The 25,089-nt window shown below is 68.4% G+C and carries 27 protein-coding genes; 24 read left to right on the top strand and 3 right to left on the bottom strand.

Features of this window, described 5'->3' with window-relative positions:
- Positions 1 to 13: 13 nt before the first annotated feature.
- The gene (locus tag IEX71_RS11865) at positions 14 to 1,579 is read left to right on the top strand and encodes a DHA2 family efflux MFS transporter permease subunit (protein ID WP_188837205.1); all 1,566 of its coding nucleotides are present in this window, start codon (positions 14 to 16) and stop codon (positions 1,577 to 1,579) included.
- 41 nt (positions 1,580 to 1,620) lie between these two features.
- Positions 1,621 to 2,727: a DmpA family aminopeptidase gene (locus IEX71_RS11860; protein ID WP_188837204.1), complete on the top strand. Its 1,107-nt coding sequence runs from the start codon at positions 1,621 to 1,623 to the stop codon at positions 2,725 to 2,727.
- Here IEX71_RS11860 and IEX71_RS11855 read toward each other — a convergent pair.
- Complete coding sequence (locus IEX71_RS11855) at positions 2,717 to 3,295, bottom strand: NADPH-dependent FMN reductase (protein WP_188837203.1); 579 nt, start codon at positions 3,293 to 3,295, stop codon at positions 2,717 to 2,719. The genes IEX71_RS11860 and IEX71_RS11855 overlap by 11 nt on opposite strands.
- A gap of 82 nt (positions 3,296 to 3,377) precedes the next feature.
- On the opposite strand from IEX71_RS11855, the gene IEX71_RS11850 reads away from it, so the two are divergent.
- The 17 genes from IEX71_RS11850 to IEX71_RS11770 all read left to right on the top strand — a co-directional run bounded on the left by IEX71_RS11850 (position 3,378) and on the right by IEX71_RS11770 (position 17,783).
- On the top strand, positions 3,378 to 4,277 hold the full coding sequence (locus tag IEX71_RS11850) for a LysR family transcriptional regulator (protein ID WP_188837202.1): 900 nt from the start codon (positions 3,378 to 3,380) through the stop codon (positions 4,275 to 4,277).
- The gene (gene dmpI / locus IEX71_RS22890; RefSeq protein ID WP_188837201.1) at positions 4,204 to 4,560 is read left to right on the top strand and encodes a 4-oxalocrotonate tautomerase DmpI; all 357 of its coding nucleotides are present in this window, start codon (positions 4,204 to 4,206) and stop codon (positions 4,558 to 4,560) included. Before IEX71_RS11850 ends, dmpI begins: the two co-directional genes overlap by 74 nt.
- Before the next feature lie 23 nt (positions 4,561 to 4,583).
- A complete protein-coding gene (locus IEX71_RS11840; protein ID WP_229749662.1) occupies positions 4,584 to 5,486 on the top strand; it encodes a quinone oxidoreductase family protein in 903 nt (300 codons plus the stop codon).
- The gene (locus IEX71_RS11835) at positions 5,483 to 5,914 is read left to right on the top strand and encodes a nuclear transport factor 2 family protein (protein ID WP_188837199.1); all 432 of its coding nucleotides are present in this window, start codon (positions 5,483 to 5,485) and stop codon (positions 5,912 to 5,914) included. Before IEX71_RS11840 ends, IEX71_RS11835 begins: the two co-directional genes overlap by 4 nt.
- A 125-nt stretch (positions 5,915 to 6,039) precedes the next feature.
- Entirely contained in the window at positions 6,040 to 6,981 is a 942-nt protein-coding gene (locus IEX71_RS11830; RefSeq protein WP_188837198.1) for a PhzF family phenazine biosynthesis protein, read from the top strand.
- Positions 6,982 to 7,165: 184 nt separating this feature from the next.
- A complete protein-coding gene (locus IEX71_RS11825) occupies positions 7,166 to 8,551 on the top strand; it encodes a toxic anion resistance protein (protein WP_188837197.1) in 1,386 nt (461 codons plus the stop codon).
- 12 nt (positions 8,552 to 8,563) lie between these two features.
- Positions 8,564 to 9,088 carry a hypothetical protein gene (locus IEX71_RS11820; protein ID WP_188837196.1) on the top strand — a complete coding sequence of 175 codons (525 nt, stop codon included), beginning with the start codon at positions 8,564 to 8,566 and terminating at the stop codon, positions 9,086 to 9,088.
- A 66-nt stretch (positions 9,089 to 9,154) separates the two neighbouring features.
- Positions 9,155 to 9,709 carry a TerD family protein gene (locus tag IEX71_RS11815; RefSeq protein ID WP_188837290.1) on the top strand — a complete coding sequence of 185 codons (555 nt, stop codon included), beginning with the start codon at positions 9,155 to 9,157 and terminating at the stop codon, positions 9,707 to 9,709.
- A complete protein-coding gene (locus IEX71_RS11810; protein WP_188837195.1) occupies positions 9,706 to 10,719 on the top strand; it encodes a hypothetical protein in 1,014 nt (337 codons plus the stop codon). The genes IEX71_RS11815 and IEX71_RS11810 overlap by 4 nt, the downstream gene beginning before the upstream one ends.
- 40 nt (positions 10,720 to 10,759) lie before the next feature.
- Entirely contained in the window at positions 10,760 to 11,347 is a 588-nt protein-coding gene (locus IEX71_RS11805) for a TerD family protein (RefSeq protein ID WP_188837194.1), read from the top strand.
- A gap of 147 nt (positions 11,348 to 11,494) precedes the next feature.
- Complete coding sequence (locus tag IEX71_RS11800) at positions 11,495 to 12,634, top strand: DUF475 domain-containing protein (protein WP_188837193.1); 1,140 nt, start codon at positions 11,495 to 11,497, stop codon at positions 12,632 to 12,634.
- Positions 12,631 to 13,221, top strand: a complete 591-nt coding sequence (locus tag IEX71_RS11795; protein WP_188837192.1) for a TerD family protein — start codon at positions 12,631 to 12,633, stop codon at positions 13,219 to 13,221. Before IEX71_RS11800 ends, IEX71_RS11795 begins: the two co-directional genes overlap by 4 nt.
- Positions 13,222 to 13,247: 26 nt before the next feature.
- Positions 13,248 to 13,982: an HAD family hydrolase gene (locus tag IEX71_RS11790; protein WP_229749661.1), complete on the top strand. Its 735-nt coding sequence runs from the start codon at positions 13,248 to 13,250 to the stop codon at positions 13,980 to 13,982.
- On the top strand, positions 13,979 to 14,842 hold the full coding sequence (locus tag IEX71_RS11785) for a phosphoribosyltransferase family protein (protein ID WP_188837191.1): 864 nt from the start codon (positions 13,979 to 13,981) through the stop codon (positions 14,840 to 14,842). Before IEX71_RS11790 ends, IEX71_RS11785 begins: the two co-directional genes overlap by 4 nt.
- Positions 14,839 to 15,672 carry a phosphoribosyltransferase family protein gene (locus IEX71_RS11780; RefSeq protein WP_188837190.1) on the top strand — a complete coding sequence of 278 codons (834 nt, stop codon included), beginning with the start codon at positions 14,839 to 14,841 and terminating at the stop codon, positions 15,670 to 15,672. The genes IEX71_RS11785 and IEX71_RS11780 overlap by 4 nt, the downstream gene beginning before the upstream one ends.
- A 126-nt stretch (positions 15,673 to 15,798) precedes the next feature.
- Positions 15,799 to 15,963, top strand: a complete 165-nt coding sequence (locus tag IEX71_RS11775; RefSeq protein WP_188837189.1) for a hypothetical protein — start codon at positions 15,799 to 15,801, stop codon at positions 15,961 to 15,963.
- Positions 15,964 to 16,013: 50 nt separating this feature from the next.
- Positions 16,014 to 17,783 (top strand): ABC transporter substrate-binding protein, encoded by a 1,770-nt coding sequence (locus tag IEX71_RS11770; protein ID WP_188837188.1) that lies wholly within the window; start codon positions 16,014 to 16,016, stop codon positions 17,781 to 17,783.
- A gap of 170 nt (positions 17,784 to 17,953) precedes the next feature.
- On the opposite strand, the gene IEX71_RS11765 is transcribed toward IEX71_RS11770, so the two are convergent.
- Complete coding sequence (locus IEX71_RS11765; RefSeq protein WP_188837187.1) at positions 17,954 to 18,730, bottom strand: ABC transporter ATP-binding protein; 777 nt, start codon at positions 18,728 to 18,730, stop codon at positions 17,954 to 17,956.
- A 100-nt stretch (positions 18,731 to 18,830) separates the two neighbouring features.
- Between IEX71_RS11765 and IEX71_RS11760 the strand changes: the two genes are divergently transcribed.
- Complete coding sequence (locus tag IEX71_RS11760; RefSeq protein WP_188837186.1) at positions 18,831 to 20,297, top strand: amidase; 1,467 nt, start codon at positions 18,831 to 18,833, stop codon at positions 20,295 to 20,297.
- Positions 20,298 to 20,303: 6 nt separating this feature from the next.
- Here IEX71_RS11760 and IEX71_RS11755 read toward each other — a convergent pair whose 3' ends face one another.
- A complete protein-coding gene (locus IEX71_RS11755; RefSeq protein ID WP_188837185.1) occupies positions 20,304 to 20,816 on the bottom strand; it encodes a hypothetical protein in 513 nt (170 codons plus the stop codon).
- A gap of 231 nt (positions 20,817 to 21,047) precedes the next feature.
- Between IEX71_RS11755 and IEX71_RS11750 the strand changes: the two genes are divergently transcribed.
- The 4 genes from IEX71_RS11750 to IEX71_RS11735 all read left to right on the top strand — a co-directional run bounded on the left by IEX71_RS11750 (position 21,048) and on the right by IEX71_RS11735 (position 25,085).
- A complete protein-coding gene (locus IEX71_RS11750) occupies positions 21,048 to 22,202 on the top strand; it encodes a sensor histidine kinase (RefSeq protein WP_188837184.1) in 1,155 nt (384 codons plus the stop codon).
- A complete protein-coding gene (locus tag IEX71_RS11745) occupies positions 22,199 to 22,942 on the top strand; it encodes a response regulator (RefSeq protein WP_188837183.1) in 744 nt (247 codons plus the stop codon). Before IEX71_RS11750 ends, IEX71_RS11745 begins: the two co-directional genes overlap by 4 nt.
- 100 nt (positions 22,943 to 23,042) lie before the next feature.
- Complete coding sequence (locus tag IEX71_RS11740; RefSeq protein ID WP_188837182.1) at positions 23,043 to 23,519, top strand: GNAT family N-acetyltransferase; 477 nt, start codon at positions 23,043 to 23,045, stop codon at positions 23,517 to 23,519.
- A gap of 231 nt (positions 23,520 to 23,750) precedes the next feature.
- Entirely contained in the window at positions 23,751 to 25,085 is a 1,335-nt protein-coding gene (locus tag IEX71_RS11735; RefSeq protein WP_188837181.1) for an HNH endonuclease, read from the top strand.
- The last annotated feature ends 4 nt before the right edge of the window (positions 25,086 to 25,089 follow it).

Raw genomic sequence — 25,089 nt, 5'->3', positions numbered from 1 at the left:
ACAAGGCACACCGATGACCGTGAGCACCCTCACCGAACCCACCGGTGCACCACCCACGACACCGGGAAGGCCCGGCGTCGCGCTGACCCTGATCTGCGTCGCGATGTTCATGCTCATGCTCGACATGACGATCGTGGCCGTCGCCCTGCCCGACATACAGGCCGATCTGCACGCCGACCTCGCGGACCTGCAATGGGTCGTCGACGCCTACACGCTGCCGCTCGCGGCCCTGCTGCTCACCGCCGCGACCCTCGGCGACCGCTTCGGCCGGCGCCGCCTCTTCAGCGCCGGTATGGCGATCTTCACCATCGGGTCGCTCGCGTGCGCCCTCGCCGCAGATCCGTTGATGCTTAACACGATGCGGGCGTTGCAGGGTGTCGGCGCGGCCATGCTCTTCGGCACTGCGATGCCGATCCTCGGACACGCCTACCCGGATATCAAAGCGCGCGCCAAGGCGATCGGCGCGTTCGGTGCCACGCTCGCCGGAGCCACGGCGGTCGGGCCTCTCCTGGGCGGTTTCATCGTCGACAACGCCGGGTGGCAGTGGATCTTCGCGATCAACGTCCCGATCGGGATCGTCGCTTTCATCGGTGCGCGCATCGGCCTGCCGGAGTCGAAGGCGGAGAAGGCCCGCCGGGTCGACGTCGCAGGCACCGTGCTGCTCACGATCTCGTTGGCAGCATTGGTGTTCGGACTGATCCGCGGACAGTCCGAAGGCTGGGGATCCGCCCTGATCGTCGCCTCCTTCGCCGTCGCTGCGCTGACGCTGCTCGCGTTCGTGCTCCGTGCCGCCCGTGGTGACCAGCCGATGGTGGACCTCGAGCTGTTCCGTCGTCCGGGCTTCGTCGCCATCGGCGTCACCGGCTTCGTGGTAGCCGGAACCCTCGTCGCCGCAACCAATTACGTCGGTCTCTACTTCGTCAACACACTCGGCTACACGCCGTTCGAAGCCGGCCTGCGCTTCCTGCCGCTGACCGTTACCTCGTTCATCGCCGCCCCCGTCTTCGCGCAACTCAGCCACCGCATCCCGACGATCATCACGATCACCGGCAGCCTGGCGGTCGTGACCGGCGGACTCTGGTGGGCCTCGCAGGTCGATGCGAAGTCCGACTGGACCGCGCTCGCGCCCGGCTTCATCCTCGCGGGCATCGGCCTCGGCGCCTCCAGCGCCATACTCTCCAGTGCGGCGTTGGCGAGCGTCGAGCCGGACCGCGCCGGTATGGCGACCGGCGTCGTCAACACCATGCGGCAGATCGGCACCGCAGCCGGAGTCGCAGCATTGGGAGCGCTTTTCGCCGGCCGCACCGGATCTCGTATGGCGAGCGACGTCGCCCCTGCGCACCTGCCGGCCGCGCAGCTCGGGCAGTTGCAGGACGCGATCGCCTCCGGTGCCGGCCGGCTGGTTGCCGATCACGCGCCCGCGCAGTTCCGGGCGCAGCTGACACACGCGGCCGTCGACAGCACGGCATACGGGATCCACACGATCCTGCTGGTGGCGGCGATGATCGCCGGCGCCGCGACCCTGGTCGTCGCCGCACTGCTCGCGCGCGCCCGCCGGGCGGAGCCGGCCGCCCAGTGATCTGATTGAGTGGTGGGACACCAGCCACCGCAGGAGGATCCATGACCTCGGACCACCGCCGCGCCCGCGATCTCGTCGACTTCGACGGCACACCGGGGCCGTGGAACGCCATCACCGACGTCCCCGGGGTCGAGGTCGGCTACACCACGCTGATCGACGGCGATGGCCCGCTCGTCCCCGGCGAGGGTCCGGTCCGCACCGGTGTCACGGCGATCCTGCCCCTCGGCCACGAGGGTGTGGGGACGGCAGTCGCGGCGGGGATGTTCTCCTTCAACGGCAACGGCGAACTCACCGGCAGCCACTGGGTCGAGGAGAGTGGTTCGCTCGCACTGCCCGTTGCGATCACCAACACGCACGCGGTCGGCCCGGTGCACCGTGGCGTGCTCGAGTGGTCGCTCGCGCAGAACCCGGCACTGCAACAGGGCTGGCACCTGCCGGTGGTCGGCGAGACCTTCGACGGTTACCTCAATGACATCAACGGCCGGCACGTGCGCGAGGAGACCGCGATCACCGCACTCGACGCCGCGACGTCCGGACCGCTCGCGGAGGGCAGCGTCGGTGGCGGCACCGGGATGAACTGCTACGGCTTCAAGGGCGGCACCGGGACCGCGTCGCGCGCCGTCACCGTCGGCGAGCAGCCCTATGTCGTGGGCATTCTCACCCAGGCGAACTTCGGCTCCCGCGAGGAACTCACGATCCGCGGCCGGCAGCTCGGCAGACAACTCGCGGACGACAACCCGATGGAGACCAGCGACTGGCTCGCGCCGCCCGGGTCGGGCTCCTGCATCACGATGGTCGCGACGGACGCCCCGCTACTGCCCGGGCAGTGCAAGGCGCTCGCGCGGCGGGTGTCGATGGGGCTGGCGCGCACCGGCACGACCGGCAGCCACGTCTCCGGCGACGTCTTCCTGGCCTTCTCGACGGCCAACGCCGGAGCACTCGACAGCGGAATCGGTTCAGCAAGAACCGGATGGCGGCAGCTCGACTTCCTGCCCTGGCCCGCGATGAACGTCCTGTATGACGCCGTCGTGCGGGCCACCGAAGAGGCCGTCGTCAACGCGTTGGTCGCCGCCGAAACCATGATCGGCCGGGACGGTCACCGCAGTCCGGGCTTCCCGAACGACGTCCTCGGCGGACTCAGGGATTGACGAGTCCCGTTCGCAGAGCACGCATCGCGCCGGCCCAGCGCAGCAGTGAGTCGAGCATCGCGTCCAGGTTGCCGACTTGGTAGTCGCGCGGCGTGAGCTGCACGAAGTCGATCATGTCGTCGTAGATCGACAGCGACACCTGCGCGCGAACGGTCGCGATCTGCACCTCGCCCAACGTCGACTTCAGCTGCTCGCCGGAGCGCAGCCCGCCACTGGACCCGTAACAGATGATCCCGGCGGCCTTGTCGTTCCATTCGGCATACAGGAAGTCGATGGCGTTCTTCAGCGATGCCGCCATGCCGCGGTTGTACTCCGGTGCCACGAAGACGAAACCGTCATACGACTCGATCAGGCGGGACCAGCGCTTCGTGTGATCGTGCCGATAGTGTTGCGCGGCAGCGGGTTCCGGCTCATCCAGCAGCGGGAGGCCGACGTGCGCCAGGTCGATCAGGTCGTATGACGCGTCGCCGCGCGCAGCCGCCCGCTCGAACGCCCAGTCGGCGATCGTCGGGCCGACGCGGTCGGGTCGGGTGCTGCCGATGATGATCGCGATCCGCAGAGAAGTCACCTGCGGACTATAGGACGAAGCCGGCGTCCGGCGACCCGGCCGGACGCTCCCGGCGCCCAGGTGTGCCTGGCACGATGGCTGTGTGGAGTTGCGCCAGTTGGTGTATTTCGTTGCGGTCGCAGAGCATCTGCACTTCGGACGTGCTGCGGCGGCCTTGTCGATCGGTCAACCCGCGGTGAGCCAACAGATCGCCCGGCTCGAACGCGAACTCGGAGTTCCCCTGTTCGACCGTTCACGTCGGACCGTGCGGCTGACGGTAGCTGGCGGACGTTTCCTTCCGGAGGCACGAGCGGTGCTGGCGGCGGCCGAGCGCGCGGCGCGTGCCGCCGCGGTCCCGGGAGGCGGTGCGCTGCCGTCCGGAACGTTGCGGCTGGGCACCAGTGCCGGACTCGGCGAACGGTTGGGCGAAGTGTTGCGGGTCTTGGGTGAGCTACTTCCCGGCACGGCGCCTGAGCTGGTGACCGCGCCGACGCGAGCACGCCTGGAACGAGTCGCAAGCGGCCAGCTGGATGCCGCGTTCGTCCGCGGGGTGACCTCGGCTGCCGGCACCGAATTGATCGAGGTATGGCGCGATCGCCTGCTCGTCGTGCTGCCTGCGTCGCTCGCGCCCGGCGAGGACACGATCGGATTGACCGAGCTGGCCGCGCTGCCGCTGAGGATCGTCCCGCGCCGGCAGAACCCACCGCTGGTCGATCTGGTGCAGGACGCTTGTGCGGCACGGGGTTTCGCACCCGTCATCACTGAACACGTCGGTCTGCTCGAAGGCCTGATCGCATCGATCGGCTCCGGTCCGCCCAGTTGGTCGATCATCTACGAGTCACAGGCACGGACGTTGCGGCAGCCGCATGTCGTGTTCCTTCCGACCGAGCCCGCGATGTTCATGCCGACGGCTCTCGCCGTCCCGGCGGATGCCACGTCGCGGCAGGTCGCACCACTGCTGCGGGCCTGCGCCGCTGCCGCGTCGATCGATCGGGAATCGTGATCGCTGCGAGTCCGGATCACGTCTGGTTCGGAGCAGCGCCAGTGGGTCGAATGGACCTGGCGGCGATTCCGTCGCCGAGTCCACCGACAGGAGACCTGCCATGCCCACCGTCACCGTTCAGCAAGGTCCGCGCAGCGTCGAGCTGAAGCGCGCCCTGGTCGCCCGCATCACCGAGGCGTTCGTCGACGCACTCGACGTGCCCGCAACCAGCGTGCAAGTGTGGATCCAGGAGACGCCGGCCGACAGCTGGGGCCAGGGCGGCACCCTGACCGCCGACAAGTAGCGGCGGCACGGACCATGCGCGCGATGATCCCGGACGGCACCGGGTCTGTGGTCGAGGCCGACGTCGCGGAGCCAGCACCCGCTGCCGGCGAGGTGGTGGTGACGGTCGAGGCCTACTCGGTCAACCGAGGGGAGACCTTCCTGCTGGAGGCGCCGCCGCGCGGCTGGCGACCGGGCAAGGACGTGGCAGGTGTCGTCGCCTCGGTCGGCCCGGGTGTGCACGGTCTCGAGGTCGGGCAGCCGGTCGTCGCGCACCCGGAGCACTCCGGCTGGGCCGAGCGCGTCGCCGTCGCGGCCGACCGCCTGGCGCCCCGCCCGGCGGACATGCCCGCGACCGTCGCGGCGGCCCTGCCGCTGGCCGGACTGACTGCACTGCGGCTGGTCCGGCTGATCGGGGCACTGCCGGGCCGATCGATCCTGCTGACCGGTGCGTCCGGCGGGGTCGGGCACTACTTCGTGGAACTGGCCACGGGACTCGGCGCACGGATCACGGCACTTACCGCGTCCCGGCCGCGCGGCCGGCGGCTCGCCGAGTTGGGGGCCGAGGTGCTCACCGATCTCACCGCCGCTCGCGGCGGGTATGACGTGGTGGTGGAGTCGGTGGGCGGCGCGTACTTCATGGCGACCTGGCGACTGCTGGACCCGCACGGCCTGTTCGTGTGGATGGGACAGGCGAGCCGGGAGCGACCGCTGCTCGACTTCTTCGACTGGACCGGCGGCACCAGCGCCACGCTGCGCCGGTTCGACTACACCGCCAGTCCGGTGTCGGTCGCGGACGACCTGGTAACGCTGCTCCGCCTGGTCCACACCGGCCGTCTTCATCCCGAACTCGGACTCGTCGCCGAGTGGGAGAACACCCCGGAGGTCCTCGCTGACCTCATCCGTCGCCGCGTCCGTGGCAACGCCGTCCTGGAGGTCACCTCATGACATCGACACGACCGACGCCCCACGCGAGCACCGAGGAGAGCCGCGCCGTGCTGACGGCATACCTCGACGCCCTCACCCGTGGCGACCTCGACGCGATCGCGGCGAGCTTCGCCGACGACGTCACCTGGTCGTTGCACGGCACGCTGCCGTTGTCGGGCACCCGGCGCGGGCGTGACGAGATCATGGAATTCTTGGTGGGAGCGATCTCGCTGTACGCGCCAGGCACGTTGTCCTTCACCTTCGGTGAGATGACCGCCGAGGGTGAGCGGGTGGTGCTCGAATGGCGCGCCCAGGGCATCGCGGCGGCGACCGGGAAGAGGTACGACAACGCCTACTGCGGGATCTTCGTCATCCGCGACGGCCGGATCGCCGAGGTCCGCGAGTATCTCGATTCCCTGCATGTGGCCCAGACCCTTTACGCCGCATGATGTGCTCATCATCCGTGCGGGTTCGCCCGGACGGGCGACGGTGTTGCTGCTGCGCGAAACGATCGGATACTGAGGATGAATACTGAGGATGTTGAGGAGCCACCGGATACCGAGGAGCCGTCACCATGAACGCCGCTGACGACGAACACCCGCCCGCCTCAAGCGCGTTCGGCTTCCGGCTCGCCGACGTCTTCGCCGCGTCGAGTTACCAGGGGAACGGTGTCGCCGTCTTCGTCGACCCACCACGGCTGACCGCAGGACAACTCCAAGCGGTGACCGTCGAGGTCCGCCAGTTCGAGTCGATCTATCTGTGGCCGACGCAGGACGATCGCGCGTTCGACACGAGGATCTTCGTCACGGATCGGGAGCTCCCCTTCGCCGGACACCCCATCCTCGGTGCAGCCGCCGTGGCGCACGAGCGGCTCCTGTTCACCGAACCCACGGGCGTTCCCGCCGGTGAACCGGTCGAGTGGACGTTCCGGTTGGGCACTCGCGCGGTGATCGCCCGCAGCGTCGCGGACGGCGAGGGCGGCTTCGACATCGAGACCGAGCAGGGCCGCCCCAGCCTCGGCCAACCGATGCCGGACAGCTACCGGGAACGCATCGCGGCCGCGCTGCATCTCGAACTCGGCGATCTCGATCCCGAGCTGCCGGTCCACTGGGTCAGCACCGGCCTGAAATACCTCATGGTGCCGGTCTCCGGCGCCGGTCTGGCCCGCGCGCGGATCACGATCCCCGACTTCGAGGAGCTGCTCGGCGAAGCGGGCGCAGAGCTGGCCTACGTGCTGGATGCGGACGGCCTCGAGGGACGCAACTGGGTCAACGACGGATCGGTCGAGGACATCGCGACCGGCAGCGCGGCGGGACCGGCGGCGGCATACCTCGTACGCCACGGTCGCGCGACCGCGGGATCCACGGTCTCCCTGTCACAGGGCCGGTTCGTCGGACGGCCCAGCACACTGCGCGTCGACGTGAGCGGCCGTCCCGACGACATCACGCGCGTGGTTCTGCACGGGCACGTCTGCCTGACCGGCACCGGCACCCTGGACCGGACACCCCGTCCGTGAGAAACCTCCCGGCAGGCACGGAATCGAGTCGCATCCTCGTTCGTTGGGCGTGATGTGGAACGCCTGGCGTTCCGGCACGGTCGTATGACGTGCACGGGCTGTTGAAGGTCCGCGTCGAATACATAAGGTATGAGGAACACTCGGGGGTCCGCGGAACGCCCGCGGCAGCTAGGAGGCTCGCAATATGTCCAACCTCGATCTGAGCGGTGGGCTCGGTGACCAGTTCCAGCAGAACAACGGTGGGCAGCAGCAGTCACCGACGCCGCAGCAGCAACCGGCGGCACCGCAGCAACAGCAGGCCCCGGCGCCGACCGCGCCGGCACCCGCTCCCAACGTGCCGCCGGTCGCGGCCCCTGCCTCGACGGGTCTCGTGCTCGAGGCGCCCAGCGCTGTCCCGGTGATCCAGGACCAGCAGGCCGTTCAGGCGGTCCCGGTCGCGCCCGAGGCGCAGACCGAGCTGGACAAGAAGGCACACGCGTTCGTCACCGAGCTGACCTCGATGGACATGAAGGCGCCGTCCTTCACCGACAAGGTCAACTCGATCGTCAACATGGGCGACAGCGAGATCCGCCGCACCTCCGACGTCTCCAACCGGATGTTGCAGCGCCCGGCCGCGCAGGCCGGCAAGGACTCCGCGCAGTCCAAGGTCGGCGGCACGCTGGTGGACCTGCGCCGCACGATCACCGATCTCGATCCCAACCGGGCCGACCTCAAGGGCGCCAAGAAGATCCTGAAGTGGCTGCCCGGCGGCAACAAGATCGAGAACTACTTCATGAAATACCAGTCCGCGCAGAGCCACCTGGACGCGATCATCCGCTCCTTGGCCGCCGGTCAGGACGAGTTGCGCAAGGACAACGCCTCCATCGAGGTCGAGCGCAACAACATGTGGCAGGCGATGCAGAAGCTGGGCGAATACAACCAGCTGGCAACGGCGTTGGACGGCGCGGTCGAAGGGAAGATCGCCGAGCTGTCGGCTGCCGGCCGCACCGAGGACTCCGACATCCTGAAGTCCGACGTGCTCTTCGCGGTCCGCCAGCGGCGGCAGGACATCATGACCCAGATGGCCGTGTCGGTGCAGGGCTACCTCGCCCTCGACCTGGTCCGCAAGAACAACCAGGAGTTGATCCGCGGTGTCGACCGCGCGCAGACCACGACGGTTGCGGCACTGCGCACGGCGATCATCGTCAGCCAGGCGCTCGCGCAGCAGAAGGTCGTGCTCGACCAGATCACCGCCCTGAACAGCACCACCTCCACCATGATCGAGGAGACCTCGAAGCAGCTGCGCACGCAGGGCACCGAGATCAACAAGCAGGCGGCGAGCAGCACGATCGAGATCGACAAGCTGCAGGCGGCCTTCGACAACGTCTTCGCGACCATGGACGAGATCGACAAGTTCCGTTCGGAGGCCACGGTGTCGATGTCGCAGACCATCGGTGCTCTCGAGGGCCAGGTGCAGCGCGCCAAGCCCTACCTCGAGCGCTCGATGCGTTCGCAGGGCATCGACGCCAAGACCGCGGCCAGCTTCGAGCCGACCGGCGGCAACCAGCAGCTGCCGGGCGGTCAGCAGTAAGGCCGAAGAACCGTGGGATTGCTGTCACGTCTCTTCGACCCGGAGGGCTCGTCGGGTCGCCTACGCGCGCAGACCCAGGCCCGTTTCGATGCGGTGTCCCAGTCGGTCACCGACCCGTCGGGCGACTCGGTCGAGGCGTTGCTGCGCAAGACCCAGTCGTTGGTCCTGGAGATCAACAGCAGCGCCGGCGACCTGCCGACGATCGGTGTGGTGCTGGCGCGAGCGGTCACCGACACCGTGCGTGAGGTGCTCACTTCCGGTGAGGCGGACCGGCTCGACATCGGCGTGCGCGTGGCGATCAACGGCACGTTGACCGACTACCTGCCGGGGTCGATCAGGGCGTATGTCGGAGCGGTGCGCGCCGCAGGCGCTGACGCCGAAGAACGCGCGACCGACGCTCTGGTGGAGCAGCTCACGACATTGCGGCACAGCGTCGAGCAACTGGCCGAGGCCAGCCGCATGCGGGACATGCAGGCTCTGCAGGTCCACGGCCGCTTCCTGGAGGACAAGTTCGGTGAGTCCGACCTGGACCTGTGAGACTGGGTGGGTGAGAGTACGCGTCCGGGTGGATCTCGGAATGGAGAGGTGTAGACCGTGAGCCCGATGGCCAAGGGTGCCAACATTGCACTGCAGCGCGAGTTGCCCAATCTGACCGGTGTGGTGTTCGGGGTCGACTGGGAGACCGGTGGCGAGCGGGTGCTCGACGACAACCTCACCCTGTTGACGGTGCTGGTCGGCGCCAACGGTCAGGCGCTCTCCCCCCAACACGTCGTCTACTTCAACCAGTTGGTCTCGGCCGACCTGTCCACCGCGCAGCTCGAGCAGGCGCTCGGCAGCGACGACGAGCAGGTCGAGGTCGAGTTGTCCGAGGTGCCGGACGAGGTCGCCAAGGTGGTCTTCGTGCTCTATCTGTCCGAAGGTAGCGGCAGCAGCCGCCACCTCGGCCAGTTGAAGAGCCTGGTGGTGCGGCTGCTCAACCTCGACGGAGGCGCCTCGATCATCTCCTCGGTCGACCTGGCCGATGACCTCACGAGCGAGAGCGCGCTGAAGCTGGCCGAGCTCTACCGGCACGCCGGCCAGTGGAAGCTGCGCGTCCTCGGCATGGGCTATTCGTCCGGGCTGGCCGGCGTGGCCAAGGAGTACGGAGTCCCGTTATGAGTGGGACCCGCACGGACCTGCCGTACCTGCGCTCGCGCAGGTTGCGGCGGCCTGCTGACGCCGCGCCCGCTGCTCCGGCTCCCGCCGCTGCGCCCGCCCCGCAGACTTCCGCTTCGTCGCTGGACCTGAGTGCGCCCTCGGCGCCGGACCCGGCGCCGTCGAGTTCGTCGCTGGACCTGAGTGCGCCCTCGGCTCCGGCGCCGTCGAGTTCGCCGCTAGATCTGAGCGCGCCGGTCTCTCCCGAGGCTCCGAGCACCGGCTCATCACTCGACCTCGGCAGCACTGACCCCGCGGCGCCGTCGACGCCGTCTGGCGGTACGTCGCTGAACCTCTTCGATGACGAGGAGCCCGCTTCAAGTGGCGGGACGTCGCTGTCGCTGGACGCACCGTCCGGCGCACCGGCCCCGGTGCGGACCTCACCCCGCGGCCACGCCCGCCTCGCGGAGCACGACCTCGGGTTGCCCTCGATCCGGGCCGACGAACGCCGGCTGATGACCGAGCACGAGCCGGTCGTGGCGCTCACCCGGATGCAGTCCGCGGCCGGCGCTCTGGAAGCCAAGGTCGCCGTACCCAACCCCTCCGAAGTCGTCCTCGGCCTCGTCTTCGAGACCAGCGACGGTCGCCAATCCCTCGTGCTACCAGGCCTTTCCCAGCAGGGACCCGACCCGCGGCGCCCGATCTTCCGGGCGACCTCCAGCGGCGTCGCGGTCAACCTGCGTCGCATCCCCGGCGTCCATCGGCTGTTGCTCTTCGCGGTGCCGACCAGGCCGTCCAAGCAGTTGCCCGGCGGCACCGTCACCGTCACGACCTACGGCGGGTCCCGCCTGGAGGCGCCCCTGGTGGCCGGTCCGACGCTCGGCGCCCAGGCGTTGATGACCGCGTACGTCGTGGAGGGCCGGCTCGTCATACGCGCTGAGCACGACCCTTACTCCGGCACCCTGCAGCAGATCTGCGCGGCATACGGTTATCGAGAGATCTCCTGGCGCGACCCCTACACCCCGCTCGTATGACGAGCTACCACAAGGTTTACGACAAGAAAGGAAACTCACCATGGCAGTGAGCCTCAGCAAGGGCGGCAACATCTCGTTGGCGAAGGCTGCTCCCGGGATGACGAACGCCGTGGTCGGCCTGGGCTGGGACCCGCGCACCACCGACGGTGCACCGTTCGACCTGGACGCGTCGGTGCTGCTGCTGGCCGACACCGGCAAGGTGCGCAGCGACGCCGACTTCGTCTTCTACAACAACCTGACTGGCGACAACGGGTCCGTGCAGCACATGGGAGACAACCGCACCGGCGAGGGTGAGGGTGACGACGAGGAGGTTCACGTCGCGCTCAACCAGGTCTCCGCCGACGTGCAGCGCATCGTCGTCGTTGCGTCCATCGACCAGGCGGACGCCCGCGGGCAGAACTTCGGCCAGGTGGCTGATGCCTATATCCGCGTCTACGACGGCGACGACCCGCACAACACCGACAAGGGTGTGCGCTTCGACCTCGGCGAGGACGCCTCGACCGAGACCGCGCTGATCTTCGGTGAGCTCTACCGCAACGGCGGCGAGTGGAAGTTCCGCGCGATCGCGCAGGGCTTCGCCGGCGGTTTGGCGAGTGTCATCACCCAATTCGGCCTGCAGGTCGGATGATCCCATCCGTCATCTGACGTCTGCGGGGCCACGACCGGGGAACCCTCGGTGGTGGCCCCGCGTTGGGCACACCGTGAAACCGCTCACCGGTGGCGGTCGTCATACTGGCACTTCCGTCTGTCCCCGTCACGCCGAGATGAGCTCCTTTTGCAAGCCCTGAAGCACTTCCGCATCGACTTCGTCATCACAGCCGCCGTGCTCGTGGTTGCGTTCCTCTACGACAGCTGGGCCGGCGTCGGTCTGACCGCGATCCTGATCGTGGTCGAGATCGTCTTCTCGTTCGACAACGCGGCGGTCAACGCCAAATACCTCGACCGGCTGAACCACTTCTGGCAGACGATGTTCCTGACCGTCGGTGTCATCGTCGCCGTCTTCGGCATGCGGCTGGTCTTCCCGTTCGTCATCGTCTGCCTGTCGGGTTCGATCAGCCCGTGGAGTGCGCTGAACCTGGCGCTGGAGAAGGGTGACCCGCACACACCGGGCACCTACGGCTACATCCTCACCGAGGCCCACCCGGCCATCGCGGCGTTCGGTGGCATGTTCCTGCTGTTGCTCTTCCTGGACTTCATGTTCGACGAGGACCGCGAGATCAGCTGGCTCACCTGGATCGAGAAGCCGCTGAAGAAACTCGGCAAGCTCGATGTGCTGTCCGTCATCATCGCAGGCATCTTCCTGCTGGTCGCCAGCGAGACGCTGGTGCACGAGACGCACGTGCACACGGCCGTGCAGATGCGCTCGATCGTGCTCTTCTCGGGTCTGCTCGGCATCATCCTCTACCTCGCCGTCAGCGGTCTGTCGACGATGATGGAGGAACGCGAAGCGGCCAAGGACCACGAGTTCGAGGAAGCCGACGCACACTCCTCGACCGGGCAGAAGGTGCTGCTGGCGGGCAAGGCAGCCTTCTCGATGTTCATCTTCCTCGAGGTGCTCGACGCGACGTTCTCCTTCGACGGCGTCATCGGCGCCTTCGCGATCACCCCTGACCCGATCATCATCATGCTGGGCCTGGGCGTCGGTGCCATGTACGTCCGGTCGATGACCATCTTCCTGGTCCGCAACGGCACACTGGCCGAATACCGCTTCCTGGAGAACGGCGCCCACTGGGCGATCGGCGCGCTCGCGGTCATGCTGGTCATCAGCATCCGCTACGACCTGGGTGAGTTCGTGATCGGTGGTGTCGGCATCGCCTTCATCCTGGCTGCCTGGGCCAGCTCGATCCTGGCCAACAAGCGAGACGCAGTGGCCGAGGGGGCCACTGACTCAACCGAACAAGGAGCCAACGTATGAGTATCAGCCTCTCCAAGGGTCAGACCGTCGACCTGCGCAAGCAGGACGGCGGCAACCTCACCCGGGTCCGGATGGGCCTGGGCTGGGACGCCAAGGTCGTCACCAAGAAGAAGATGTTCGGCGGGAGCAAGCAGGTCCAGCGCGACATCGACCTGGACGCGTCGGCTCTCGTCATCAGTGGTGGCCGGGTGCTCGACACCGTCTACTTCGGCAAGCTGCGCTCCAGCGACGGCTCGATCCAGCACACCGGCGACAACCTCACCGGTGAGGGCGAGGGCGACGACGAGTCGATCAACGTCGACCTCGGTGCGGTGCACGGCTCGGTCGAACACATCGTCTTCGTGGTCAACTCCTACAGCGGCGAGAACTTCACCGAGATCGACAACGCCTTCGTGCGTGTCGTCGACTCGGTGGCCGGTGACACCGAGCTGGCCCGTTTCCAGCTGACCGGCTCCGGCACGCACACCGCACTGGTGATGGCACGCGTGTCGCGCACCCCGTCCGGCTGGAACTTCACCGCGATCGGCGCGCCCGGCAACGGCCGCACCGCACGTGACCTCGAGCCGCTGGCCCTCAGCGTCCTCTGAGCGCGGATCCCTGCCCCAGATCTCGCATGACGACGCGCGACGGTGATCGGCCGCTTGGTGTCAGCCTCGACATCTGGGGCACGCTGCTGGGCAGCGACCCGGCGTTCAAACCGGTCCGCAACGCCATGCTGCGGGACGCGGTGGCGCCGGACCTGCCCGCCGACACCTTCGACGCGGCGATGCGGCAGGCCGATCGTGACGTCGACGACCGCTGTGTCCGCGACGGCATCGACGTCGGTTTCGTCGGGCGGATAGCGGCCACCTTGGTGGCACTCGGCCGTCCGATCGACGAGGTCGCTGCCCGCGCCCCCGAGCTGTATGTCGCGCAGGAGGCCCTGGCACTCGCACACCCACCGCGACCGTTGCACGTGGAACTTCCCGCCGCCGTGTCCGCGCTTCCCCTGCCGGTGGTGCTGACCAGCAACACCGGCATGCTGCCCGGTGAGCTGATGCGAAAACTGTTGGCACTGGCCGGTTTCGGCGCGGTCCCGGGAGTCTTCTCCAACGAGCTCGGAGTCGCCAAGCCGCACCCGCGGATGTTCCGGGCTGCGTGCGACGTGCTCGGCATACCAGCTGGTGACGTGCTGCACGTCGGCGACAACCCGGACGCCGACGTCGCCGGTGCCGAAGCCGCCGGTATGACGGCCGCGCTCGTGCAACCCGATGGCATTTCCACGCTGCGCGTCCTGGAGAGCTTGCAACCACCCCACGAAGTTCTCCCCCGCTCCGCTCCTCCGATACTTCGCGGGGACCCCGGATGAGCGCCCCGATCACCCAGGTCGTCGCACACCCGCTCACCGGAACGTCGACTCACCCCGTCGACGCGCGGACCGGCGCCGACTTCGACACCGCGACCTACTCGCGGATGAAGCACGGCGACCTGCCGGCGATGCACCGGCTCGCCGACGAGCTGGCCGACGCCCTCCTGACGCAGTGCCCGTCGCTGGCCACCGACACCCGACCGGTCATCCTGCCGGTCGCCTACCTGGTGGCGCCGCCCGCCTGCCGCTACCTCGCCGACCGCATCGCCGCACGGCTGAACGCCGCCCGGCCGGTCGCGCCGGAGGCGCGCGTCATACACGTGCACAAGGACTCGGTGACCCACATCGACTACGCCGCGTCGTCCGCGCAGGATCGCCGAAACGACTTGGCAAGCATCGGTTTCCGGCTGACCGAGCCGGTGCGTGACGCCGTCGCCATCGTGGTCGACGACGTGCGCGTGACCGGCCTCGCCGAGCAGGTCATGGTGGATCTGTTGCAGGACAACGGAGTCGGGCAGATCGTCACGGCATACGTCGCCACCTGCGACGAACAGCTGGCGGCCGACCCCAGCGTCGAGGCGGCGCTCAACCACGCCGAGATCCGCTCGATCCACGACATGCTCCCCGCCGTGCGACGTGGTGACTTCGTGCCGACGATCCGTTTTCTCAAGCGGTTATTGGCCGACCCGGGCGCTGCCGACTTCCTCGCGGCTTGCCCGACCGAGCTCGTGCAACGCTTCCGCGGCGATGCCGAGGCCACCGGCCCGACGTTCCTCGCCGGCTATCCCGCCGGAACCGCCGCGCTGTTCGCGGAGTCCGACCTCCGGTCCGAAACGACGCCGGAAAGGGTGGGCCCGTGAATCGCACCAAACGCATCTGCCTGGCAGAGCTGGAGTCCGAGCACGGACTTCCGCAGGCCGCACTCGTCGACGCGCGCGGCTACTCGCGCTTCAAGCACGGCGACGCCGCTGCGGGCCGGCGTTTCGCCGTCGCGCTCGCGGCGTTGGCCGCCCAACGTCTCGACAGCCGCCAGGTGCTGGTCACGAGCTCGGCGTTCGGGCAGGTGCCGCCCGCGGCATACAGCCTGCTGATCCCGTTCGTGGAGCACCTGCGCCTGCTGCGTCCGGACCTGCAGGTCGGCGCCTTCCGAATCAGGCGTCGTGGCGTGAGCAACGGCGACTACTCGCGGATGACCCCGGCCGACCGACGCGCTGCGATCGGAGACGCGGAGCTGACGCCCGAGCGGGACATCACCGGCGCGATGGTGCTCGCCCTCGACGACATCCGGGTGACCGGCAACCACGAGCGCGTGATGGACCGCTGCCTGACCGAGGCGGGTGTGGCCGACGTCTGGCACCTGTATGTCGTGGACGCGGCCGACTTCGCGCAGTCCCCGCAGATCGAGTCGGTGCTCAACGAGGCGGCGATCGGCGGCCCGCACGACCTGCTCGAGATCGCCGGCGAGCGCCGGTTCGTGCCCAACGCGCGACTGTGCCGTCGAGTGTTGGCGCTGCCCGAGGAGCAGCTGCGGCACTTCGTGCAGCAGGCCCAACCGGCGCTGCTGGGCTGGCTCGGTGCCGCCATTGAGCACGATGGGCTGGGGCGCGTTCCGGCATACGAGGCACGGGTGCAGGTGTGGGACGCGATGCTCGCCGAGACCGCGCAGGAAGCCGACGCCGGCGCGAGCTGACACACGCCCGTCGAGATGCGCCGGACGGCACGGCACCCCCTGCGCAAGTGGTGCCACGTCACGACTTGATATCGAACCCGTAGCTCCCAGGGAACTCCCAATGGTCTCCCACCATGCGAATTTAGCGTGGCCGCAAGTTGGTTCCACATCCTGATCAGCCCGCTCGGCATCGGCCGGGACGATCGATGCGCGATGCGAAACGGCGGGGGTGGTTACGGGGGCGGCCACACGAGCAGACAGCGCGCGCCGACGTCCGAGACGTGCCGGGTCGACGACCACGACCTGGAGTGATGAACCGGCTCTTCCTGGCGACGCCAGGAAGTGACGACAAGGAGAATCACATGCGCTGGACACAATTGGTCGCCCTCACGGCCGCAGGTGCGGCCGCTGTTTCATTGGCCGCCTGCGGTAGCGGCGGATCGCCGAGCAAGAGCAGCGGCGGTGGTGGCGCCAACACGGCAGCCGCCGCGCAGACCAAGGCAGCGGTCGCCGCGACGAACCCGAACCTCAAGGGCCCTGCGCCCGCGATCTCGGGCGCGAAGAAGGGCGGCACGCTCAACATCGATGACGGGTCGAACCCGCCGACGATGGACCCGTCGGGCATCTACTACATCGACTCGAACGCCTACGCGACGCAGTACCTCTTCCGCACCCTGACGCAGTACAAGATCGTGAAGGGCAAGCCGGTCCTGGTGCCGGACCTGGCCGAAGGTGTCGGCAAGCCGTCGGCCGACGGACTGACCTGGACGTTCAAGATCAAGTCCGGCCTGAAGTACTCCGATGGCAAGCCGGTCAAGCTGGCCGACTTCGTCTATGCGATCAAGCGGTCGTTCGCCACGGAGAGCGTCGCCGCCAACGGCACCAACTACCAGATGGAGTTCCTGAAGGGCGGCAGCACCTACAAGGGCCCGTTCCGGCAGCCGAACGCGAAGTTCCCGGGCGTGACGACCCAGGGCAGCGACACGCTGGTCTTCCACCTGACCAAGAAGATGCCGTCGTTCAACTACTTCGCGTCGTTCCCGGAGTTCAGCCCGATCCCGCAGAGCGCGGACACCAAGGGCAAGTACCAGATGCACCCGCTGACCACCGGCCCCTACCAGGTGCAGACCTACACCAAGGGCCAGAAGATGGTGCTGACCCGGAACAAGTACTGGAACGCCACGTCCGACCCGGTGCGACACGCCTACCCGAGCAAGATCCAGATCAACTTCTCCGTGCAGGACCTTCCGTCGCAGCAGCGGATCCTGGCCAACAGCGGTGTCGGCACCAACACGATCAACATCGACGCGATCGATGCCTCGCTGGTCTCCAAGGTGACCGGTGCGCAGAAGGACCAGTTCGCGCTCGGATCGTCGTCGTGTGAATACTTCGACGAGCTGGACAGTCGCAAGATCCCGCTGAACATTCGCAAGGCGATCGGCTACGCGTGGCCCTTCAACGAGATGCGCAAGGCGGCCGGCGCCTCGTCGCTGAGCTACCAGCCGGCGACCACGTATGCCGCACCCAGCCTGCAGGGCTTCAAGAAGTACCCGGCACTGCCCTACGCCACCGGTCAGGGCAACGGCGATCCCGCCAAGGCCAAGGCGATCCTGAAGAAGGCCGGCAAGACCGGCTTCCAGCTGTCGTACTACTACATCAGCGACAAGCCGACGAAGGTCAGCGCGAACAACGCGTTGAAGGCCGGACTCACGGCCGCCGGCTTCAAGGTCAAGGACATTCCGGTGTCCACAGCCGAGTACGAGAAGAAGATCTCCGACCCGAGCGCCCCGGTGAACATGGGCCAGGGCACGCCCGGCTGGTGCTACGACTGGCCGACCGGTGACTCGGTCTACCCGGTGCTCTTCAACGGCGCCGGCATCTCGAACGGCCTGTCCGTCGGCCAGTTCAAGAACGCGGCCGTCAACAAGGAGATGGATGCGATCGGTCAGCTGCCTCCGGAGAAGGCGGCGCCGAAGTGGGCGGCTCTCGACAAGGAGCTGATGACGAAGTACTTCCCGTCGATCCCGGACGACTACTCGATGAACTCCGCGACATACGGCAAGAACGTCCAGAACGTCGAGATGAACCCGCTGATCAGCATGCCCAGCCTGACGGCGCTGTGGGTGAAGTGACGCCCTGACGCAGCGCCCCATGACCGGGTGGTCGGGAGAGGTGACTCTCTCGACCACCCGCCGGGCCACCACTCTCCCTTGTGATGACCCGTTCATGCGGCTGCGGATCCGGTGAGCCAGCGCCGATCCGGGTCCGCAGCTCGCAGCACGCTTCCCGGAGCACGAGCGGCTCAGCCGGCGACCGCGCTCCAGCGCCCGCGCCGGCGGACCACCTCGATGGGGTGGTCGAAGCACTCGGTCACCAGCTCGGTCGTCAGCACGTCGGCGACCGGACCGGCGGCGACCAGCCGACCCTTGCGCAGTAGCGCCGCGTGGGTGGTCGACGGTGGGAGCTCCTCGAAGTGATGGGTGACCATCACGCTGGTCAGTTGCGGGTGCGCCACGGGAAGTTCGGCGATCGTGCGGATCATCTGTTCGCGGGCCGCGACGTCCAGGCCGGTGGACGGCTCGTCCAGCAGGAGCAGCGGCGGATCCGTCATCAGCGCACGGGCGATCAGCGCGCGACCGCGCTCGCCCTGCGACATCGTGTGCCAGCGGGGCTTCTCGTCGATCCCCATCGTCTTGAGCAGCAGGTGCGCTCGATCCAGGACGGCGTCGCTCGGTTGCCACCGCGGCACCAGCTCGATGGACCCGGTCTCACCGGTGAGCACGATGTCCTGCGCGCTGAGATTGGAGCGCAACGGGTGGCGGGGATTGACGAAACCGATGAAACGGCGCAAGTCGCGAAGGTCGACGTGACCCAGTTGCTCGCCGAGGATCTGCGCGGTGCCCCGGCTGGGAAAGGTCACCGCGCCGCAGATGTTCAGCAGTGTGCTCTTGCCGGCGCCGTTCGGTCCGATCAGCGCCCAGTGCTCACCGCGTCCCACGGTGAGGGTGATGTCATCGAGCAGTCGCTTCCCCTCGCGGATGAAGGCGACCTCGTGCAGTTCCAGGGCGGTGTCGGTCATCGCGCTCCACTCTGGCATTCCGCCGGACCGACGGACACGCTGTCTCAGGCGTCGGGCGTAGGGGTTACTCGTCAGTTGACTCATGGGTAAGTTGGTGAGGATGACGGACCAGCACCAGCTCGACCAACACCAGCTCGACCAACACCAGCTCGACCAACAGCGGGCGACCAGAGTCCACGCTTTCACCGACGACGCGTTGGGCGACGACGACGCGACCGGGGTGGCGCAGCGGATCCGCAGTGGCGAGATCAGCGCGGTCGAGGCGGTCGACGCGGCCATCGCCCGCGCCGAGCAGGTCGAGGAGTCGCTGCAGGCGCTCCGGCATCCCGACTTCGAGCGGGCCCGCACACGCGCGCAGGACCCTGGAAGCGCCGAATTCGCCGGCGTACCAGCGGCGTTCAAGGACAACATCAAAGTCGGCGGTATGCCGATGACCGAGGGCTCGCAGGCGTTGCCGCCGACCCCGCAGCCGAAGGACGGCCGGATCGCCGCGCAGTTCCGGCAGACCGGCATCATCCCGATCGGTACGACGACCATGCCGGAGTTCGGCTGGACGGCGACCACCGAGACGCTGACCGGTCAGACGCACAACCCGTGGAACCTCGGCTACTCCAGTGGCGGCAGCTCCGGCGGTTCGGCCGCATGGGTGTCCTCCGGTGTCGTCCCGATCGCGCACGGCAACGACGGTGGCGGCTCGATCCGCATCCCGGCCGCGGTCTGCGGGCTGGTCGGGCTGAAGCCCACCCGTGGGCGGCTGCGGTTGACCGACGGCGGCGAGGCGATGCCGGTGCGGATCGTCACCGACTCGGTGCTCGCCCGGTCCGTTCGCGACGTCGCGAACTTCTACCTGGCCGCGCAGCGGGTGCACCGCAACCGGCTGCTGGCTCCCATCGAGGGCGTCGACCGGCCGATCGACCGTCCGCTGCGCATCGGGCTGTTGCTCGACTCCCCGCTGGCGCCGCCGACCGACGATGCGACCCGGGCGTCCGTCGAGGCTCTCGGCCGGCTGCTGGAGACGCTCGGTCACCACGTCGAGCCCTACACGTTGCCGGTGCCGGAATTCTTCAAGCAGGACTTCATCGACTACTGGCGGTTCCTGGCGATGGCCGTCGAGGGCTCCGGCGCGCGGATGTTCGGCAAGGGCTTCGACCGGTCCAAGCTCGAGCCGTTGACGCAGGGGCTCGCCGAGCAGGGCAAGCACCGGCTCTGGAAGGCGCCGGTCTTCATCAGCCGGTTGCTGGCGACGTCGGCAGCCTCACGCATCGCTTTCGCGAAGGGTCCGGACGTGGTGCTCAGCCCGGTGCTGGCGCACACCACCCCGAAGCTCGGCTACTTCTCGGCCGATCTGTCGGCGGAGGAACACTTCCGGCGGCTCGTCGACTACACCGGCTTCACGCCGCTGCACAACGCGACCGGCGGCCCGGCGCTGTCCGTGCCGTCCGGCATGACCAACGAGGGCCTGCCGATCGGCGCGATGCTCTCCTCGAACCACGGCACCGAGTCGCTGCTGCTGCGGCTGGCCCTGCAGATCGAGCAGGCCCAGCCGTGGCAGCGGATCCAGGACTGATCCGGCTCAGCCGAGGGACACCGAGCCATCGAGCAGCACGTCGCTTGTCTCCATGCGTGGTTCGACACCGGAGTCCGGTCCCTGGCAGACGCCCTTGATGCGGGTCCCGAAGATCGTGCGGGTGCCGCTGTAGGTGCCTTCGCCGGTGGCGCCGGCATAGGCGCCGGTGCCGTGGTCGATGGTCCAGTCGCCGGCCAGCGTGACGACGGCGTGGCAGGCGTTGAGATTCAGGTCCATCGTCTCGCCGGCGGACGAGACGTCGACGACGACGGACCCGTTCGGGAAGGTGAAGACCGCCTGGCCGCCGTTGTCGTCCATGTCCTCGACGTCGGTGCCGACGCCGGCGATCGGCCCGTGCCCGATGACCTGGCTGAGCTGGTCGGAGACCTGCGAGTTGTAGTGCAGCTGGAACGCCTGCTGACCGCCGGCCGGTGCCGCGTGGGCGACGCCGACGGAGGCGGCCGTGAGCAGGGCGGCGACCGCGGTCGTCGCGAGTGTGGTTCGGGTGAACGTACGCATGATGAATCCCCTTGTGGATGAGTGCGATCCGACCTGACGGTTGGTCGGCCGCCGGCGATTGGCCGGCACGTCATACGTTGTCGTTCCGGTCGGCTGCGCGCGTCTGCCCGTGGGCCGAACCCGTGGGCGTTCGGGTATGACGTGCTCCGGTGTGCACGTCCACCCACGGGTGGAGGCGTATCCACCCGGAAAAAGACGCGGGTCGACCCGTTGCGGGGCCACGATGACGGGATGGACCGACCCACTCGACCGTCGCGCTTCGACCTGGCGCTCAGTGGGTTGCTCACGGTCGCGGCGGTTGCCGAGGTCGCGCTGACTCCGGCACTGACACCGAAGGTGCCGGCGATGGTCTTCGAGGTCGTCATGGCGGTGGCGCTCGCATTCCGCCGAGTGCGTCCGATCCCGGTCGTGGTGACCGTCGCTGTCGCGGGGACCGTCGACACCCTCGTCGGTGTGCCGCTCAACCAGGGGACGATGGTGCTGGCCGCACCGGTCATCGCGGTCTACTCGGTGTGTGCGTGGGCGTCGACCCGAGAAGCATTGCTCGCTTCGGCGATCTTCTTGGCAGCGTTCGCGATTCAGTCCTGGGCGTTCGACGCCGGTGTCGGCAACTGGCTGTTCGGTTTCGTCTTCGTCGTCGCCACGCTCATCGCGGGGATCACCATCCAGGTGCGGACGCGCGAGGCGGAGCGGTTGCGGGAGGCGGCGGTCCGGCACGAGGCCCAGCTGGAGATGCAGGCGCGCGATGCGGCCGAACACGAACGCACCCGGATCGCGCGCGAGTTGCACGACGTCATCTCGCACTCGGTCACGGTCATGGTCGTGCAAGCGGGTGCGGCCGAGCGGGTGAGCGTGGCCGGCCCGCCCGCTCCGGAGGCTCTGGAGGCGATGCGCACCATCCAACACGTCGGCCGGCAGGCGCTCGGTGAGCTCTCCGGGCTGCTCGGAGTGTTGCGCGACGGAGACGAATCCGTAGGCCTAGGACCGCAACCCGGGCTCGGCGCGCTGCCGGAACTCTTCGAGCGGTCGGCTGCCGCGGGCGTTGTCGTCTCGGCGGACGTTGCCGCGGACCTCGGTCGCAGCCTGCCGGTGGGGCCGCAGCTCGCGACGTTCCGGATCATCCAGGAGGCACTGACCAATGTGCGCAAGCACTCGGCCGCTCCGTTCGCGCGGGCGCAGGTGTGCGTCGCCGACGGCATACTCCGGCTGACGGTGGACGACGACGGCCCGCCGCGTGAGCAGGGACCGGTCGCACCGGGTGGCGGGCTCGGGCTGCGAGGAGCGCGCGAGCGCGCCAAGGTGTATGGCGGCACGGTCGACGCCGGTCCCACGCCGACCGGTGGCTTCCGGGTGTCTGCCACGATCCCGGTGGGTGACGGGCGATGACTGATCGCGAGTCCGGCGACGGGGTCGGTGACGTCGGCGTCTCCGGGGACGCACGAGGTGCCGCCCCGTTGCGTGTCGTCATCGCTGACGACCAGGCGCTGGTGCGTGCGGGATTCCGGATGATCCTGCAGAGCGACCCCGGCATCGAGGTGGTCGCTGAGGCCGAGGACGGCAGTGCGGCCGTGGCGGCGTGTGCACGGCATACGCCCGACGTGGTGTTGATGGACCTGCGAATGCCGGGCATGGACGGGCTGGAGGCGACTCGGGCCCTGCAGGCCGCCGGGTCGCCCGTGAAGGTGCTGGCGCTGACGACGTTCGACACCGACCGCCACGTGTATGCCGCGCTGCGCGCCGGCGCCGCCGGCTTCCTGCTCAAGACCGCTCCGCCGGACCGGCTGGTCGATGCCGTCCGCCAGGTCGCGGCCGGTGACACGCTGCTTGCCCCGAGCATCACCCGTCGACTGATCGAGGACTTCACCCGCCGCCCGCCGCCTGGCGAGGCCGGGTCCGGGGCCGGCCTGCTGGCCACGCTCACCGCGCGTGAGGTGGAGGTGCTGCGTGAGATCGCGCACGGGAAGTCCAACGCGCAGATCGCGCAGTTGTTCTTCGTCTCCGAGGGCACGGTCAAGACGCACATCAACCGGATCCTCGCCAAGCTGGGCGCCCGGGACCGTGCGCAAGCGGTGATTGCCGCGTACGAAGCCGGGCTGGTGCGCCCGGGTGAGCGCGCGCCGGAGTGATGAGCTGGAGTGATGAGCCGGAGCCGGCGGTCACTCGTCCGTGAGATCATGCTGCGTGGCTTGTGTCCTCGCCGATGTCCGACCTGCAGCGCAGCCCGACGTGGCAGTGCTGTACGCGATGAGGTCGGGCTGCGAGCGGTGGCTCGCTGAACGCGGCATCGAGCAATGGGGCGTCGGTGAGGTCTCCGTCGATGAGATCGCCGCACAGGTCTGTCGAGGCGAGTGGTTCGTCGGTGTTGCAGCGTCGCACGTGGTCGTCGGGGCGCTCCGATATCTCGCTACTGATGAGGACGTCTGGCCGGACATCCCGTCCGGCGCCGCGCGCTTTGTGCACGGGTTGATGGTCGACCGTCGCACCGCGGTGGCCGGAACCGGTGCGGCTCTATTGGCGTGGGCGGAGGCTCGGGCGACGACGGACGGCATCGGTGTGATGCGACTCGACTGTGTCGAGTCCAACCATCGATTGCGAGATTTCTACCGCGGCCTCGGGTACGTCGAGGTCGGGCGTCATGACTTCGACGGACAGTGGTTCAGCGCGACGTTGTTCGAGAAATGCCTCGCTCCGCCGTCAGATTGAGCGGGCAGGGCCCGCTCCGGAGTCGTTCGGGAGGGCGGGTTCGTCTGTGCGGGTGGCGGCGACATGAGAGGTCATCCGGGTCGGGCGCTCGAAGTTGACACGCCTGCAGCTCACTGTCCACATCTCTACCCTGCCCACTGTGGACGAAGGCGCCGGCAAGCGGGGGATGTGCACAACATTGGCTAATGAAAAGTGTTGTGCATCAAGGAGATTCGTGAAAGAATCGAACACATGAGCGATGAATCGACAGATGCGATCGAGGGCGCAGCTGGCGTCCTCGATGCGACTGCCGTACGCGCGTTCCACGACCGACTCGACGGAGACGTCGCGGTCGACGCCGAGGACCTGTTCGCCGAGATCCGCGCCTGCGAAGAGCTGAAGAACGCCCTGTGCGCCCGCCAGGCCCGAGCGGCGGTGGCCGCGCACACGATCCAACGCTCACGCGACCTCGAGCACGGCATCAGCAAGGCCGACACCGCCCGGATGGTCGGCTCCCAGGTCGCCGCCGCCCGCCGGTCCGCGCCGCACCTGGGTTCCCGGCTGCTCGGCCTCGCGCACGCCGTGACCGAAGAGATGCCGCACACCCGGGAAGCGCTGGCCGCCGGCGTCATCTCCGAATGGGACGTCACCGCCCTCTGCCGGGAGACCGCGTGCCTGTCGCGGGATGACCGCGCCACCGTCGATGCCGCCGTCGCCGACCAACTCGGCACGGTGAGCCACCAGCGGCTGGAGGGATCGGCCCGCGAGCATGCTTACCGGCTGGATCCCGAGGCGTTCACCGCACGTCGAGCTCGCGCCGAATCCGAGCGTCGCGTCACCCTGCGACCGGCGCCGGACTGCATGACGCGACTGACTGCACTGTTGCCGGTCAAGGACGGCGTGGCCTGCTATGCCGCACTGTCGGCATACGCGAAATCCCATGCCACACCCGAGCATCCGCGCGGCCAGGTCATGGCAGACGCCCTCGTCGAACGCATCACCGGCCGCGCACCCGCAGACGGCGCCGACGTCGAGGTCAACCTCGTGATGCCGTTGGACAGCCTGACCGGCGACGCGCCGGCATACGTCCCCGACTACGGGCCGATCCCCGCCGACCTCGCCCGTGAATGGGTCGGCGACGACCCGGACCAGCAGACCCAGGTGCGGCGGTTGTTCACCTTCCCCGGCTCCGGCGACCTGGTCGGCATGGAGTCACGGGCCCGCACCTTCACCGGACTACTCGCAAAATTCATCAGACTGCGCGACCAGACCTGCCGGACCCCGTTCTGTTCAGCGCCGATCCGGCACATCGACCACATCACCCCTTACGCCGACGGCGGTCCGACCGACGAACGCAATGGCCAAGGGCTGTGTGAGCGGTGCAATTACGTCAAAGAACACCCCGACCACCATGTCACCGGCGACGCCACCCGCACCACCACCTCGACCGGCGGGCTGGTCGCAGCCAGTCACCCACCGAGTCCACCCGGTATACCGCCACCGACCAGATCACACGCCGAACGCACTCTCATCGACGTCATGTGGACGCACTACACAACGCCGCCCGATCACGGGGACGTCGGCTGAGCAC

Origin of the sequence: Flexivirga endophytica (assembly GCF_014640635.1) — a bacterium.
Taxonomy (GTDB): Bacteria; Actinomycetota; Actinomycetes; order Actinomycetales; family Dermatophilaceae; genus Flexivirga; species Flexivirga endophytica.
The sequence above is the reverse complement of the archived record's forward strand: the minus strand, read 5'-3'. Positions and strand labels throughout refer to the sequence as shown.